This is a genomic window from Desulfobacterium sp. N47 (assembly GCF_051233685.1).
GTDB lineage: Bacteria > Desulfobacterota > Desulfobacteria > Desulfobacterales > RPRI01 > RPRI01.
In genome coordinates, this window is the sequence record NZ_JBAMMY010000174.1 from 1 (window position 1) to 15,737 (window position 15,737).

A 15,737-nucleotide genomic window follows, 5' to 3' on the forward strand; every position below is an offset into this window, starting at 1 on the left:
GCCATGGTGATGTCAAACCCAATGCCAACTGAAATAGTTCCGTATCTCTCATAGTAATTTGTCTCAACCTCCTCTATCTCTTGATGACTGATATCTATCATGTCTTGAATCGGATTACCCATACTTTTTAGCGAGGAGCCTTAAAGATAATCTACGCTGATTGCCATGAATAATCAACTGTTATTTTATGGATTTATAGCGTTTGTCAGAATAACGTTGGGGATTACAGCTTATTCTAATTTATTGGGTGAGGGTGCATATACGCACCCTCACCCAAACGGAATATTATTATGACAAATGTTATAGAAGTTGCCTTATCGATAATCAATGCTTACTATAAAATTAAAAAAGTGAAATTAACGCTATAAAAGGGAGATTTTTTCTATGAAAATATCCGGGTTAATATTTTCTGTATTTTTTATAATCAGTGGAATTATTCTTCTTAACGGCGATAAAAGCAAGGCGGGTGACTATATGATAAAAGAAAATAAAAGCATTGAAACCGCTACCTTTGCAGGCGGTTGTTTCTGGTGTTCGGAATCGGATTTTGCAAAAGTTAAAGGTGTAACTAAAGTTATATCCGGCTACACGGGTGGTAAAAAGGAAAATCCGACTTATGAAGAAGTCTGCAGCGGGACAACAGAACATTTAGAAGCCGTACAGGTTTTATATGATCCCTTATTAGTGACTTACGAAGATCTTTTACAGGTTTTCTGGAAACATATAAACCCAACCGATCCGGGTGGCCAGTTTGCAGACCGTGGCAGCCAGTATCAGTCTGCTGTTTTTTATCATAACGAAAAGCAAAAAACACTTGCAGAAGTTTCCAAAGAAGAGCTTAACAAATCCGGACGGTATGCAAAACCTCTTGTTACAAAAATTATTCCGTTTACAAAGTTTTATAAAGCAGAAGATTATCATCAACAGTATTATATGAAAAACCCCTCTCATTATAAAGCATACCGGGAAGGTTCGGGCAGGGACTGGTTTGTAAATGAAGTATGGGGAAAAAATGAAAGCGGCAAAGCTTGTCCTTTAGCAGCATCGAAAAGAGCTAAGCCTGATCTTGAGGCCAACAAGAAAAAACTGAGCCCTTTGCAATATCAGGTGACTCAGGAAGAAGGTACGGAGCCGCCTTTTAGAAATGAATACTGGGACAATAAAAAAGAAGGCATATATGTTGATATAGTATCCGGTGAGCCTTTGTTCAGTTCAAAAGACAAGTTTGACTCAGGAACCGGATGGCCAAGCTTTACAAAGCCGCTTGAGCCTAAAAACATAATTGAGAAAGAAGATGTAAGTTTCTTTTCGATGCGCACCGAAGTCAGGAGTAAAGAAGGCAATTCACATCTTGGACATGTATTTCCCGACGGCCCGAAGCCGACCGGAAACAGATATTGCATGAACTCGGCAGCCTTAAAATTCATTCCAAAAGAAGATCTTGAAAAAGAAGGCTATGGCGAATATTTGAAATTGTTTGATAAGTAAAATAGTTACGACAGCCGGGTGCAAAAATAAAATTATTCCACTACCCAAACGGTACAGTTGCGGGCGGTTCTGACTATTTTGCCTGAGATACTTCCGAACAAAAACTCTTCTTTGCGCGAAAGACCTTTTCTTCCCACAACAAGGGTGCCGTATTCAAGCTTATCCCGCTCCAAAAGTATACATTCCGCCATTGAAGGGCAATATCGCAAAGTGGAGCGGGTTGACACATCTTCCGGAGCAAAACCGGCTTCAATAAGCATCCGGCTGTAATCATTGAGCACCTTGTCTGTCTTTGCCTTGTATTCCCGATACCATTTATCTTTTTGTGCATCATCAGGGAAGTAATCTTCTTCAGGTTCCCGGATAACGTGAAGTACCGTTACTTTAAAGCCTTTTATGCCACCCAACAACTTTGCCACGTACAAAACGGCGCGTTTAGCATTTTCAGACTCATCTGCGGCAATCAGTATATTTCTGTTTACATCAGGGCTCATATCTTATCTCCTTAGTGAAAAAAACCAGACCTGAATTCATTCAGATCATCAATAAACTGATGAGTATTATCATAAAAAACATTGGCGCTTCTTGAAAAATGCATAAGAACACGGTTAAGGCTTTCCGGTATGTAAGGATAAATCTTTTTGATATTGGCCACCCGGTTATTAAATACAATATTCATATCTTCTTCACAAAGCTTTGACAGCGCTGAGGAGTCTTTCTTTTTAAGGTCGGCGATAAGAATATCTCCCATTCCTGCAAGATACATCAAAACATTGCCCAGGCCGAACAGGTCGTAACCGAACATGTTTTCCCGGTGACGGAAATTGTAGTCAAAATCAATCCAGCGCCAACATCCGGCTTCCCTGTCCATCAATATGTGATCTCTGCGTATATCGCCATGCTTTTCCCTGTTTTCATGAAGAAAGCGGATAGCCTGGGCACATTCGATAAAATTTTCAAGAATTTCAGAAAAATGTTTGTAGAAATAAGTTTCATGTTCCAGTCCCTTGGATATAAGCCTTATATGATCGGCAAGCGTCTTGCCGTAAATCAGATCAATAACCCTGACCACATTGCCTTTATCGTCGGGAACCGAAAAACCGTGCATGAAATTGGGATGATCTTTAACCGTATCAAGAATACGGGCCTCTTTGCGCGGACTCCTGAAACATTCAAAATCAATGCCTCCCACACGCGCTATGAATTTTTCGAAAAACACCAGTTTTATTATCTTTGTCTTACCGGTAGTTAAATCAATGGCGCGCTTGACCCAGAACTTTTCTTCATCGTCAAGACCGAATCGTCCTTCTTTGGCATTATGGCGGATAAGATACGGAACATCATTTAAAATTACGATATCGCCATATTCTATGCGATAAAACTCGCTGGTATCCGAATAAATATTAAAGACATATCCTGGTCCTGGAGGAGTAAACCATGGATCTGTAAGTTTATGAATTGATTCCTGAGAAAAATCTTTGCTCATATATGGACTCTGTTCTCCTGGCTGGCATTAACTCCACAAAGCATCCTGCAATCCGGATGCCCTTTCCGTTTTTCTTGAAATTGCTGTTTTAAGTATACCCGCAGTTCCCAATATAGTCAATTTCCCTGTGGTTCTTGTAATGCCAGTATAAATTAATTCTCTTGTAAGTACAGGATAATCTTTTTCCGGCAAAATCAATACAACGTTTTCAAATTCAGAACCCTGGCTTTTATGAACGGTCATTGCATAAGCTGTCTCATGTTTTGGAAGAATGCCGGGTTTGAACCTTCTTTCAGGCTCCTGACTTCCATGAAAATATGCGTATAAATTATCATCTTCATCCTGTGCAGGCATTATTAAACCCACATCACCATTATAAAGTCCATGGCTATAGCTGTTTTCCTTTATCAGAACCGGTCTTCCCCTGTACCATTGATTTGATGCATCTATAAGTCTTTTATTTGCCAATACTGATTCTGCAAGAAGGTTTATGCTGTCAATACCGAAAGGGCCTTTGTTCAGGACGCATAGTATTTTAAAACGTCCAAAAGAATTAAGTGCGGATATGGGGTCATTAATTTGAAGATATGGGCAATATCCTTCAAGTATTTTTTCTTCAAGCAGATGATATAATTGATGCTGAGATTTTATCTCTTCCCAATAAATTCCATCGTTGTTTTTTTCATTTAAGATACCGATAGCACTATCTGCTTCACCTCTATTAACGGCCATGCTCAGCCTGCCTATGCTGCTTTTCTCTGAAAAACGGTAATTTTTGTTAAAAACCACAATACAGTCATTTAATAAAAGTTTACCGGCGGCACTTTCTTTATCCGTTAATGCGATATCAATGCTTTCCTTTTTTTCTTTATATACTTCTTTATATAATTTACCGGAATATTCGTTTGTGTTTCCCCTGTTGCACAGATCCCCCAGAACCGATCCGGCTTCAACGGAAGCAAGCTGGTCTTTATCTCCTGCAAGAACAAGTCTGGCCTTATCCGGCAAGGCTTCCATAAATTTTGACAACAGAGCAAGATCAACCATTGATGCTTCGTCGACAATAACAACATCTGCGGATAGCTTGTTTTCGGCATTATAATAAAAACCGGAAGAGCCGGAGACGGTTTTTAACAGCCTGTGAATTGTATATGCATCTTCGGGTATCAGTTTTTTTATCTCATCGGAACAATCAATATTGTTCTTCGTATCCCGAATTGATTCGGCAAGCTTTGCGGCGGCTTTACCTGTAGGTGCACATAAATAAATCTTAAGTTTCCTGCCGGATTCAACTTCTGTCAAAAGAGCAAGAATTTTTGCCATTGCAGTTGTTTTGCCTGTACCCGGTCCTCCTGAGATAAGACAGAATCTTTTAAATACTGTAGTAAGGGCGGCAATTTTTTGAAGGTTTTTATTTACCTGGCAATTATCAGGAAAATATTTGTCAAGAAGAACTTTTACATGTTTTCCGTCAATGCCGGTAATGTCATCTGCTGCTCTTTTCTTTATTGCATCAGAAAGAGATTTTTCATAATACCAGTATTTATGCAGATAGAGCCTGTTCTTATCATCAAGTATTAAAGGCCGGTAATCGCCTGGTTTACCCACGACATTGGTTCTGAATAACTTTTCTATCCAGATATCAAGCGCCGGACATGCAAGCGATTTTCTGTCTTCCGTTTCTTCAAGAATTACTCTTCCCGCAAATTTTTCAAGATCAAGACATACATCACCGTTTCCGGCAGCATTGCTGACGAATGCGGCAGCAAGAAAAAGACCGGCATCATTTTCATTTGCTGTTTCACAGATAAATTTAGCAAAATGCAAATCGATATTTGTAAATATATTTATATCATGTAATGATTTTATATAGTTATTCATAGGTTGTAATCAATAACCAGGTACCATCGCCTTTCCCAGGGCATCAATCAAAGAGATATCCGGCATGTCATAATATATGCCCGAACCCGGGGCGCTAAGATCATCTACTCCGCGTATGAAAATATAAAATACTCCGCCAAATGAATTATTATAATTGTAATCCGTATATTTCAGTCTCATATACTGATGGAGGGCAAGCAGATATAAATGATATTGAAGTATATACGATTCCTTGTCCATTTCTTCAATAAGACTGGTTTTTTCATAATTTTCATAATTATTTCCAAGATGATTAGATTTCCAGTCAACAAAAAACACCTTATTTTTTGCGTAAAATACCATGTCTATGTAGCCTTTCATAAAACCCTGTGACGGGGAAAACGAAAGATTTTCAATCCAGGCAGGATAATCATTATTTATTTTAATATTTCCGTAATCATAAAATATTTTTTTAATTGTTTGAGGTGTAATCATTTTCAAGGGGAAATAAAATTCCATTTCATTAACCCTTTGTTTCATGCTTACTTCCGACAATTTTATCGTCATTTCTTCTGAGGCAGAACCTGTATAAGCATTAAGGCCTGCTTCAAGAACTTTATTTATCATACTGCACACAGAATCTTTCCATTTTGCGCCGAATCCGTATTCTGTAAGCTTGTCATCAACAAGCTTTTGTCTGGTCTCAGAGTCCGAATCAAGAAAACTCATATGTTCAAAAAGATCATGAAAAAAAGTGCCGGATCTTGCACCTTTCGGAAATGAAAAGATACCGGTTTGTTCTGAAATACTTTGTTCCTGTGAAAAATCTGTTAGATAGCTTCTTAATCCTGCATCAACATCTTTGCTGTCATGGCCTGCAAAACTGCTTGCCACAAGAGATGAATAGCTTGAGATTCTGAAAGTGTCGTCAATTTTTCCGGTAAAATTTCTGGCAAAACATTGCTCAGTGCTTTTTTGCAAAGGATAGTATATTCCTGTGCCGGGAGGTGGAATAACACAGATATCAATTGTTCCGCCTGCTCTTTTTTCAAGTTTATCAAGATCATTAAGAAGCACATCGGTATCCTGGCTTTTGAAATAGTCTTTTACAGCATTTATGATATCTTTATCGCCGTCATATTCATTATTGCGGGCATAATGAAGAAGATAAGCCATAGGTGAAGTTTCGGCTGTATTTATTCTTCCCCATACAAGATAGCATTTTTCTTTTGCTCTTGTTAAGGCGACATATAAAAGCCTTAGATTTTCGGAAAGAAGTTCTTTTCCGGCAATTGATCTGCTGCTTTCATTTTTCTCAAGATCCAGAATAAGATTTCTGCCCCCGCTTTGATCATGAAACAGTACTTCCTCATCTCTGATTTCAGACCCATGCCAGTTAAAGGGACAGAAAACAACGCGAAATTCAAGACCTTTGCTTTTATGTATTGTAACTATTTTAACAGCATCATTATCTGTTTCAAGACGCAGTAAATGTTCCTCCTCATTTTGCCTCAAAACATCTCTTTGTTCGGCAAACCATCTTATAAGGCCGTTAATGCCAGGAGTCTTTTCTATCGATACCTTATGCAGAATTTCACAAAGGTGCAGTAAGTTTGTGATGCGCCTCTCCCCGTCATGAAATAAAGCAAGACGTTCTTTAACTCTTTCTTTTTTCATAAAATAGCCGAACATCTCAATAAAACCGTATTTATTCCATAGACGATGACATTCAATGAAAAGAGATTGCCATTTCTCCGGCAACAAGGGGTTGTTTTTAAATGAATCAATCTCTTCGCCTGAAACACCGAAGATGTCTGTCACAATAGCAGCTTTAATTTTTCTTTCATTTGAGGGATCGGAAGCAGCAGCAAGAACTCTGCCAAGCTCTGTGGCCTCATCGGAGGAAAAGACATTATCAATGCTGTATATAACTGAATGTATTCTTCTTTTTGAAAGTGATTTTTTTACCATCCTGGCTTGTGTATTTGTTCTGACAAGTATGGCGATATCACTTTGCTTAATACTTTTTCCTGCATCATTTTTACTTGATGTCAACAGTCGTAAAATCTCGGATGCCACAGACTCACAGATTATTTTCTGGGCATTATTTTTAGTAACCGGTTTGTTTTTTATTATAAAATCATCCGAAAACAGATGCCATAAAGTTAAAGGTGCACAAGACAAAGAGGTTTCATTTTCTCTGCCGTAATTTTCCTTATGTCCTGAAACACCGTTTATAAAGGAGATTTCTTCAAACACAAAAGGATATTTTATGCCTGAAAAGATAGCATTTACTGCGTCAATTAAACCCGGGGAAGATCTCCAGTTTTCTATAAGCGTATTTTTATTATCCACACTTTTGGCGGCTTTAATATAAGAGAATATGTCTGCTCCGCGAAAGCTGTAAATGGCCTGTTTCGGATCTCCGATGATAAAAAGAACGCTGTCTTTTGAATCAAAAAGACCGGAAAAAATTTCATACTGCACAGGATCTGTATCCTGGAACTCATCAATAAGTGCAGCCTTATATTTTAGCCGGATCAAAACGGCAAGATCATTGCCGTCAGGGCTTAAAAGAGCATCTTTTACTTTAGTCAAGAGATCATCGTAATATTGAATGTTCTTGCTTTGTTTTCTTTTTACAAGTTTGTCATCTGCATAGTTTATAAATGTTTTTTTGAGATAAATGATATATCTGTCAAACTGTGCTTTTACTTCAATGCTTTTTGCCAAAAGTTGATCACAAAGATTAAAGAACTTATGAGATGGTATTTTCTGTTTTGATTTTGTGGATTTTCCGATTTTTTCCGAACAGAAGTTTTCAAATTTATCAAAGATGGGAAATCCGGCATGTCGGTCATCTAAAAAGTTGTCCATCTCAAAAAACATGGAATGTATTTTAATCTCTCTTTTAGACATACCATTTTCTAAAGGCTCAACTGTTCCGTAAATATTGCCTTTCAATGCAGGATTTAAAAGCAATGCCCTGATTTCATCTGTTGATGTAAGCCATTCGTTTTTTATCTCGTTAATAATGCTGCGGTAATCGGTAAGACTTTCAAGTTGCGGTTTTTCAATTTCCGGAATTATAATTATACGGGAAGATACCTGTTTTGAAACAAGTCTTGAAAAATAATCCGGCCCTGATATTTTTGTTAAGCAGTAATTTATAAATTCGGGCTCAGCTCTGTAGAAATTTATTCTCCAGAAATCTTCTGCAATTTCCTGAACCAAATCCGTCTGGTCGGTAACAAGTTCGGTATCAAACAGGTTTCCTGTTTCAAAAGAATAATCGGAGAGAATTCTTGCGCAAAAACCATGAATGGTAAATATCGCCGCTTCATTGAAATTTATCAGTGCGTTGTTTATCAGATCATAGGCAAGAGTGTGGTTTTCATATTTTTCACAAAGAGCATCAATCAGAGCATCTTTTGGTAATGCATCTTCCGATAAAGTGTCGTCCGGCCTTTTATCTTTTAAGCCCTCGGAAAAAGCCTCTTTTGCCTTTGCAAGCTTGCTCCTGATTCTCTCTTTTAATTTTTCGGTAGCAGCTTTTGTAAAGGTTACAACAAGTATCTGATCTATTGTAAGCTTATTTTCGATAATAAGCCTTAGAAAAAGGCTTTCTATCGTATAAGTCTTTCCTGTTCCGGCCCCTGCCTCAATAAGGTTTGTTCCGTAAAGCGGGGCATTAATCAGATCAAACTGTTTCATCATTAGTATTTAAGCCCTACTCTGTTGCTGTTTTATTCCTTCTTAAGCTCATCATAATAGCAGTTCAAAATAGAAAGCATTTCTTCTTCGCCGTTTGCAATACTACAGCATGTGCTCCATAAATCAGCCGATATCAAATCAATTAATGGCTGATCCACCTTTTTAATACGTCTGAAAGCGGAAAGTAATTGTTTGTCCCATAACCGGTAGTGTAATCGATGAGTCAGAAACATAATCTCTCATAAACTATCCGATCTTTGCGCCTTTTCTGTATTAATTTCGCAGACTATTTTTTTCCATAAAAGTGACGAAACCCTTGTCAAACTGTGGCCCAAGCGTAGGCCACCGTCGTCTGAAATTTTCCTTCCTGCAATAGTCTCTGATGTATTCGACCCATCCAGTCCATTGCCGCTTCTTTATATCCGTACTTTGATCATGGTACATCAGATAAGCACGTTCAAGAATGGAAATTAAGATCAAGAAGAGGACTTGCTCCTGTCGATTTTTGCGAGATATTCCATCATCCAAGTCTGACTCAAGTGGTAGATCCATAACGTCTACATCAGGCCTATCCAGGCACAACTATAGGAAATAAATATACTTATCATCGAGTGCATTGTATGTGCCATACTCTCTGTCCCGTCGCTCCTTTCGCTTCTCCAAGTAGAAGAGAAGCACAGCAAGAGGAAGTCCTAAAATAGTTACAACACTTGTTATAATCTGCAGGTATTCATTGATTGATGCGATGTTCATAAATTTCGCTCCTCACTATTTATTAACCTCGATGTTGTATAAGGATGAGTTAAAGCTTATCCCCCTGACCTGTTTTAGTAAAATATTTAAATATGTCAGATACATCACCTATATCTTCCAGGTTTTTAAAATCCTTTATTACTTTTTCGACCTGCTTCTCATCCAAAAGCAAACGTGTATTTCTTCTAAACTTATCTGTGATATCATCATCAGTCATTTCATATTTTTTTGAAATACCGGACTTGAAATAAGTCTTTTTGTTTGCTTCTTTAATCGCTGTTACTTCAACTTCCGGTCTGATACCGGACTTATCATCAAGATCGGTAATAAGACTGATTTTTTTCATAAACTCATGAATACGCCGATCCTCAATTGTTTCTTTTATCTGCCAAAAAGGGCTTGTTTCTATCCTGTTTGCTGCAAGCGAAAAAACAAAAGGTACGGAAAATTGGGCTTGTATATGCGTCTTCACATCCCTGGTTTTCCATAAAGGAAGATCAGCCAGACTGTTTAATTTTACCGTAATTCTCATTATATCATCGGGCAAAATATCATTTGTAGTAATAATTTCTTCAAGATGGCAAAGGGCGTTTTGCATCACACCGCAACAGGGATATCTCTTATAAAACAGCCTGTCGGTAAATACCCATTTATTTCCTAATCCCGAAGTTATGTATTCGGGCATCCATTTGTCACAACCAAAAGCCCGCCAGAAACCTTGATCACCGTCCAACACCTCGATATCTCCTGTAGAGCCCATATCAGCAGATATCACAGCAACTGTCTGTGCCAAAGACAAAAACCCCGACGACATATATTTTGCATCCGAAACGGGAACCGTGGTTACAAATTTGCCAACCATAGGCACGGGAGCATTATAACCGGCTATGCCCATTGCATGAGCTATCCTTAAGGCATCAAGCCCCAACAGTCTGCCTGCGGCAGCAGCTCCGCCAAAAGCGCATACGCCATATCCGGGTGTGGGCAAGGACATCGCAATCCCTCTTTCGGCAAGTTCTACTGAAAATCTTCGTCCAAATATCATAGCCGATGCTATCCGTGTGGCGAGTTCATGAGCAATTGCCGTAGCAACAATAAGTTCTTTTCCCGATACTTTTTTCATCTCTGCGATAGCCAAAGGAGCAGCAAGAACGTAGGGCGTGGCGTGGGCAGGCGGAGACAGCAAAGATTCATAATCAAGGGCATTCATCAGCTCACCAATTGCGTAAGCCGATTGTGCCGCACCCACTTTATAGCTTGTACCCCAAAGACCATTTTCCGCTTGTCCACCGAGCACAAGCGCCAACTTTATCGCAATCTCACCTTTTTGGGTTTTTATCCCGCCTATCGTGCAACCGATAGAATCAAGCAGGAGTTTCTTGGTTTCAGAAACCACAAACGGTGGTAAGTTATCATATTGTATTTCTGCCGCAAAACGGGCAATTTCTTCAGTTACACTCATATTCTCCCCTTAAAAAATCATGTCATAGACTTTCAGATAATGTTTTTGGCAAGGCCAGAAGGAGCCTCCCTGAGTAAGACGTACAGTTGGTACGTTGTCGAGGGGGCGACTGATAACGAAGCCCAAAATTATATCTTAAAAGTCTATAGAGCAAATCGCACTTCATCTCCATCCTTAAAGCGATGAATTTTTGATTCGTTTTCAAGTTTTTCCAGATGAGTAAGAACTATTCCAAGGCATCGTGCAAGTACAATTCCGCTGTCTATGGAGGGATAAACAACTTTCATCAAATCCATAAGGCTGCAACTTTTTGAAGATATAGCTTTAAAAATCTTGTCTTCTCTGCCTTTAACAATTGCCAGTAAAGAATCCGTAAGGTTTGAAAAGGAAGTTATCGATGGTCCGTGAGCCGGATATATACAGTTTATCCGGTTAAGATATTTGCTTATTTTTTTTAACGAAGATTCATATGATATCAGATCGGAACCAAATCCGTTTAAGCCGCCGGTCATAGTCGAGCTTTTGCTTAGAAGAAAATCACCTGAAAAAAGCAAAGATTTTGTTTCTTCCCATAAACTGATATCCCAGGGACTGTGGCCGGGAGTAAAAATCACCTTGAACTTAAGTTTTCCGGTACTGATTAAATCGCCATCATCCAGTTGCTCATCTATCCCTATTTCACCATATGGTCGATTCCAGAAATAATCGATTACATCAAAATAGGTGTCTTTTGCTTCAGGATATAAAAACAACAGCTCTGAAAATATATTTTTTGCAATTAATTTAACCGAACTCACATATTCGCCATACTTTTCCACCTTATTTTTTGCTTCCCTGTATATGCAATGGCGTATTCCCTTATATTCATCGAGCCCGATTCCTCCTCCCATGTGATCAGTATGCGAATGAGTATATACAATCCTTGATATGTCTTTAATATCAAAACCTGATTGTTTGAGGGCATAAGTAAGTTTGCTGCTTTTATCTTCACTATAAGGGCCGGCATCGATAAGCATTAATTGTTCATCAATAATCAGAAATACGTTGGCAAACGCCTTTTCATTTCCGGAAGAAAAATAAGGGATTCTGAACATGGCAAGGTACGGGTACAATCTGTCTACATATATATCATCAATTTTATTCATATAATTTTAATTATGCGCAGGCGTTATAGTAATTACCTCAAAAAGGCATTACGATACTGCCGTGTTACACTCCTTTTCCAATTTTAATATCATACAAAAACATGTTACTATTTCATTGTAAATTCTAAACGTAAAGATTTATTTTAGTTTTTCTGTCATATTGTTATTATAAAGCCAATACTTATCAGCTTAAAGAATTTTAATACCAGATAACAGCCGAGATGGGATAAGTGATATAAATATTCTGACCGGGGAAAAAATTATCCTCTTGGGCTTTCTCCGTTGGTAACTGAAGGGTAAATTTCTGGTTGCCTGTGCGAACAGATACCATAACTGCATTTGCTGCCGGTTCGAGTGACAGCGAAACGAGCACTCCTTGAAGCAAATGTTCACCCGGCTTTTGAACCGGCGGGTTAGCGCTTATGTTAATAAAACGCTGCGGAATAATCGCTGCAGAAGATGGTAAGGGCGGATCTTCCTTAACAAGTATACGTTGCCCGTCATTAAGTATCTTTGCCCATAACCCTGCCGAAACCTGATTCCATGGTCCGTAGAGTATATTTTCAAGACCTTTTCCTATGATTTTTCCGTTTAACATCTGAATAACATTATCACAAATTTCATGAAGCCATCTCCAGTCATGACCTGCAATAACAAGAGTCGTACCCCATTCCTTTGAGGCCATCAGAGCACTGTCCATAATCTGCTGAGCACTTACAACATCCACCCCGGCTGTAGGCTCATCCAGAATAAGAACCTCAGGCTTTAATACAAGCCTGGCTGCAAGCGCAACTCTGTGCACTTCACCTCCCGACAGCTGATACCAGAGACGGCTGGAAAAATTGTCGGGAGACAATCCAACCAGCATCAAAGCATCATCCACCTTTTTCAAATACTGCGATTTGTCAATTCTCCTCAGTTTTAAACCATATGCAATATTTTCAAAAACGGAGCGTTTAAGCAAACAGGGCTCCTGGGGCAACAGGCTCACACGGAAACGGACTGATTCGGAAAAGGGATGAGCCTTTTGTCCTTTATATAATATTGTCCCTTCCGATGGACTATCCACAAAGGCAAGCATGTTAAGAAGGGTGCTCTTGCCGCAACCGTTGGGACCTACAAAACCTGTTATTGAACCTGCAGAAAGTGTTAATTCCTGGATATCGGCGACCTGACGACGGTTGTAATATTTTTTTATACCGGATAGCTGATAAAAAGGCGTTTGCATGGATATTAACGCTTTCTGAGAAATGAAAGGGAATAATTGACAAGACCTGCTATTGTTAACAGAACAAGTCCCAGTGCAACACCCATGACAAAGTCGCCCTTGTTTGTCTCAAGCGTAATGGCAGTGGTGATTGTCCGGGTATGCCATTTTATATTTCCACCTACAATTATTGAGATCCCGACTTCTGTAAGCACCCTGCCGTAGGCATTCATACAGGCAGATAATATACTGTAACGCGTTTCCCAAAGGGTTGAAAGAAGGATCTGTCTGGGATTAGCACCCAGAGATATAAATGTCACCCGGAGTTTATCGTCAATGCTTTCAACAGAAGCAGCCGTGAGAGCAATGACGATAGGCAAAGCAAGAATAGCCTGGCCTATGGCAATGCCTTCTAAGGTAAACAGTAACCCATATTGTCCAAGCGGACCCCTGTGTGTTAAAAGCGAATAAACTAAAAGGCCTACCAGCACTGTAGGCAATGACATAAGGGTATCAACAAGAGTCCTGATCTGCTTTTTGAATAAAAAATCATGATGTCCAAGTATAAAACCAAGAGGTATGCCTATAAGCAGACTGACTACCATACAATATGTGGATACTTTTAGTGTAGCAAATATAGCAGAATAGGTTTCCTGGTTTCCGCTGGTCAATAACCGGACCGACTGGAACAAAGCATCAATAAGAAAATTCATTTTTGCTCAATCTGAAAATTGTCCAAAAAATAATTTGTTGGTTGTATAAAAAGTCCGCAAAGCATCATACCGGCGAAGTCCTGACCCATAATATGTTTATGTTGCCGGGTTCGGGCTTCACCGGAATGACGGAATATGATATTTTCAGACTTTTTACGAAATCATCTTATTTGGAAATGAAAAAAAGCTGCTTTCCTGATAGCTTGAAATCAGTAATAAGCTTCCGGGTAGACAGTTTTGACATCCACTCTGAAAATACTTTAGCCAGATCCGATTTTACATTATCGCATTTAGCCGGATTTACTACAATTACGCTGTAAATATTTTTAAGCAGCTCATCACCTTCAATAAGTATCTTAAGTGGCGGATTTCCCTTCATGTTGTCTTCATATTTTATATAGGTTCCGCGGTCGGTAAGAGTATAGCCATTCATTTCCGCAGCCATATTTATGGTCGAAAGCATTCCCTGGCCTGATTGCACGTACCAACTCTCTTTATCCGGAACTGAAAGTCCGCTTTCCTTCCATAACTTCTGTTCGGCTTTGTGTGTTCCCGATTGATCGCCTCTGCTCACAAATTTTTCATTTTTGTTTAAAACCGCATTCAATGCTTCCTTAACACTTTTACCCTTGATGCCTGCCGGATCTGACGCAGGACCGATAATGACAAAGTCATTATACATAACAACATTGCGATCTACGCCGAATCCGTCGGCTATATATTTTTTTTCCGCATCTGGCGCATGAACCAGAAGAACATCCGCATCGCAGTTTTCCCCAAGCTTGAGGGCCTTGCCGGTTCCTGTTGCCACCCACTGAATATCAATTCCGGTCTCCTTGACAAAGTGTGGCTTCAGATAGTCCAGCAGACCAGTGTTATCGGTGCTGGTTGTGGTAGCCATACGTAATGTTTTTACTTCTTCACCCATAGCAGGGCTGCAAAGTAAAAACGAAAAAAGAGAAACAATCATAATCAAAGAAATTCCGATATTACGTTTCATTAAAATCCTCCTGAATAAACTGTTTAAAAATAAGCCATTTTCAAAACGTTTCAGTTTGATCAAGGTCAAGGCTGGCGAAAATTTTAAGCAATCGAAGCCATTTAACAAATTTTCTGCGGTTAGAATACGTACCCATACCCAAATACAACTAAGCACGTCGCTGGAATGACAGACTTTGGAGTTTTGCAATTACCTCAATATAGTTATACCTTATTCTTTTATTTTATATGGATTTATCAGCATAATAGGAATCGGTGTGGCTTTTGTCACTTTTTCGGCAACAGATCCGAAGATTAATTTATCAATACCTTTTCTTCCATGAGTACCCATAATCAGCAATTCAATTTTCTCCTTTTCTATATAATTGATGATTTCTTCGGCTTCATAACCATTTACAACTTTGATTATAATTTTATCAGAGCCTTTGAAATGTTGTTCTGCAAATTCTTCAATATTTTTTTTGCCTCCTTCAACAGCCGCATTGTCAAACAGATCAGCTGAAGAATGCGGTACATATGAACTCACAAAATTTTGAAAAGTACGTGCAACATACAAAATATGTATTTCCGAATCAAATTTTTTTGCCATTTCCTTTACGTAAGGAACAATTTTGGGGGATGCTTCTGAAAAATCAACCGGGAATAAAATTTTATTAAATTTCATAGATAACTCTCCTTAAAAAAGTTGCAATGTGGTTAATAGTTATTTTTAGTCTCTGGGAACAATTGTACATTGAATTTGTTTATTTAAAAATAAATATTTTAATATAAATGAGCTAATTTCAAAACGATTAAAGGCGGCTTGTTAAACAGGTCAACAGTTGAAATCCCGGCAATAGAGCGGACTTAAGGGCTCCGATTTTCATTGGAGAACCACAAAAGGCAATAAATGCCGAGTTTTTGACAATAC

13 protein-coding genes are annotated in these 15,737 nt (G+C 38.8%); 1 reads left to right on the plus strand and 12 read right to left on the minus strand.

The features are described 5' to 3' along the window. Positions 1–384 precede the first annotated feature (384 nt). The gene (msrA, locus tag VXK47_RS11195; RefSeq protein WP_435548868.1) at positions 385–1,488 is read left to right on the plus strand and encodes a peptide-methionine (S)-S-oxide reductase MsrA; all 1,104 of its coding nucleotides are present in this window, start codon (positions 385–387) and stop codon (positions 1,486–1,488) included. Between the two features lie 32 nt (positions 1,489–1,520). On the opposite strand, the gene VXK47_RS11200 is transcribed toward msrA, so the two are convergent. From VXK47_RS11200 to VXK47_RS11255, 12 genes are all read right to left on the minus strand, one after another. After that, the gene (locus tag VXK47_RS11200) at positions 1,521–1,982 is read right to left on the minus strand and encodes a universal stress protein (protein WP_435548869.1); all 462 of its coding nucleotides are present in this window, start codon (positions 1,980–1,982) and stop codon (positions 1,521–1,523) included. Positions 1,983–1,993: 11 nt separating this feature from the next. Beyond that, positions 1,994–2,974 (minus strand): serine/threonine protein kinase, encoded by a 981-nt coding sequence (locus VXK47_RS11205; protein ID WP_435548870.1) that lies wholly within the window; start codon positions 2,972–2,974, stop codon positions 1,994–1,996. Between the two features lie 27 nt (positions 2,975–3,001). Continuing rightward, positions 3,002–4,855 carry an exodeoxyribonuclease V subunit alpha gene (gene recD / locus VXK47_RS11210; RefSeq protein WP_435548871.1) on the minus strand — a complete coding sequence of 618 codons (1,854 nt, stop codon included), beginning with the start codon at positions 4,853–4,855 and terminating at the stop codon, positions 3,002–3,004. A 9-nt stretch (positions 4,856–4,864) separates the two neighbouring features. Beyond that, positions 4,865–8,551 carry an exodeoxyribonuclease V subunit beta gene (gene recB / locus VXK47_RS11215; RefSeq protein WP_435548872.1) on the minus strand — a complete coding sequence of 1,229 codons (3,687 nt, stop codon included), beginning with the start codon at positions 8,549–8,551 and terminating at the stop codon, positions 4,865–4,867. Between the two features lie 29 nt (positions 8,552–8,580). Next, entirely contained in the window at positions 8,581–8,781 is a 201-nt protein-coding gene (locus tag VXK47_RS11220; RefSeq protein WP_435548873.1) for a hypothetical protein, read from the minus strand. A 349-nt stretch (positions 8,782–9,130) separates the two neighbouring features. Next, on the minus strand, positions 9,131–9,301 hold the full coding sequence (locus VXK47_RS11225; RefSeq protein ID WP_435548874.1) for a hypothetical protein: 171 nt from the start codon (positions 9,299–9,301) through the stop codon (positions 9,131–9,133). Between the two features lie 49 nt (positions 9,302–9,350). Then, complete coding sequence (locus VXK47_RS11230; protein WP_435548875.1) at positions 9,351–10,763, minus strand: MmgE/PrpD family protein; 1,413 nt, start codon at positions 10,761–10,763, stop codon at positions 9,351–9,353. Positions 10,764–10,906: 143 nt separating this feature from the next. Then, a complete protein-coding gene (locus VXK47_RS11235; protein WP_435548876.1) occupies positions 10,907–11,908 on the minus strand; it encodes an MBL fold metallo-hydrolase in 1,002 nt (333 codons plus the stop codon). A gap of 199 nt (positions 11,909–12,107) precedes the next feature. Beyond that, positions 12,108–13,136 carry an energy-coupling factor ABC transporter ATP-binding protein gene (locus VXK47_RS11240; protein WP_435548877.1) on the minus strand — a complete coding sequence of 343 codons (1,029 nt, stop codon included), beginning with the start codon at positions 13,134–13,136 and terminating at the stop codon, positions 12,108–12,110. A gap of 5 nt (positions 13,137–13,141) precedes the next feature. Then, entirely contained in the window at positions 13,142–13,828 is a 687-nt protein-coding gene (locus VXK47_RS11245) for an ABC transporter permease (protein WP_435548878.1), read from the minus strand. Positions 13,829–13,994: 166 nt separating this feature from the next. Beyond that, positions 13,995–14,828: a substrate-binding domain-containing protein gene (locus tag VXK47_RS11250; RefSeq protein ID WP_435548879.1), complete on the minus strand. Its 834-nt coding sequence runs from the start codon at positions 14,826–14,828 to the stop codon at positions 13,995–13,997. 210 nt (positions 14,829–15,038) lie between these two features. Next, entirely contained in the window at positions 15,039–15,491 is a 453-nt protein-coding gene (locus tag VXK47_RS11255) for a universal stress protein (protein ID WP_435548880.1), read from the minus strand. Between the last annotated feature and the right edge of the window lie 246 nt (positions 15,492–15,737).

Bases quoted from the DNA above. Each gene is read 5' to 3' on its own strand.
- VXK47_RS11230 (WP_435548875.1), bottom strand. From the start codon at position 10,763: ATGAGTGTAACTGAAGAAATTGCCCGTTTTGCGGCAGAAATACAATAT.
- recB (WP_435548872.1), bottom strand. From the start codon at position 8,551: ATGATGAAACAGTTTGATCTGATTAATGCCCCGCTTTACGGAACAAAC.
- VXK47_RS11200 (WP_435548869.1), bottom strand. From the start codon at position 1,982: ATGAGCCCTGATGTAAACAGAAATATACTGATTGCCGCAGATGAGTCT.
- VXK47_RS11225 (WP_435548874.1), bottom strand. From the start codon at position 9,301: ATGAACATCGCATCAATCAATGAATACCTGCAGATTATAACAAGTGTT.
- recD (WP_435548871.1), bottom strand. From the start codon at position 4,855: ATGAATAACTATATAAAATCATTACATGATATAAATATATTTACAAAT.
- VXK47_RS11205 (WP_435548870.1), bottom strand. From the start codon at position 2,974: ATGAGCAAAGATTTTTCTCAGGAATCAATTCATAAACTTACAGATCCA.
- VXK47_RS11255 (WP_435548880.1), bottom strand. From the start codon at position 15,491: ATGAAATTTAATAAAATTTTATTCCCGGTTGATTTTTCAGAAGCATCC.
- VXK47_RS11250 (WP_435548879.1), bottom strand. From the start codon at position 14,828: ATGAAACGTAATATCGGAATTTCTTTGATTATGATTGTTTCTCTTTTT.
- VXK47_RS11235 (WP_435548876.1), bottom strand. From the start codon at position 11,908: ATGAATAAAATTGATGATATATATGTAGACAGATTGTACCCGTACCTT.
- VXK47_RS11245 (WP_435548878.1), bottom strand. From the start codon at position 13,828: ATGAATTTTCTTATTGATGCTTTGTTCCAGTCGGTCCGGTTATTGACC.
- VXK47_RS11220 (WP_435548873.1), bottom strand. From the start codon at position 8,781: ATGTTTCTGACTCATCGATTACACTACCGGTTATGGGACAAACAATTA.
- msrA (WP_435548868.1), top strand. From the start codon at position 385: ATGAAAATATCCGGGTTAATATTTTCTGTATTTTTTATAATCAGTGGA.
- VXK47_RS11240 (WP_435548877.1), bottom strand. From the start codon at position 13,136: ATGCAAACGCCTTTTTATCAGCTATCCGGTATAAAAAAATATTACAAC.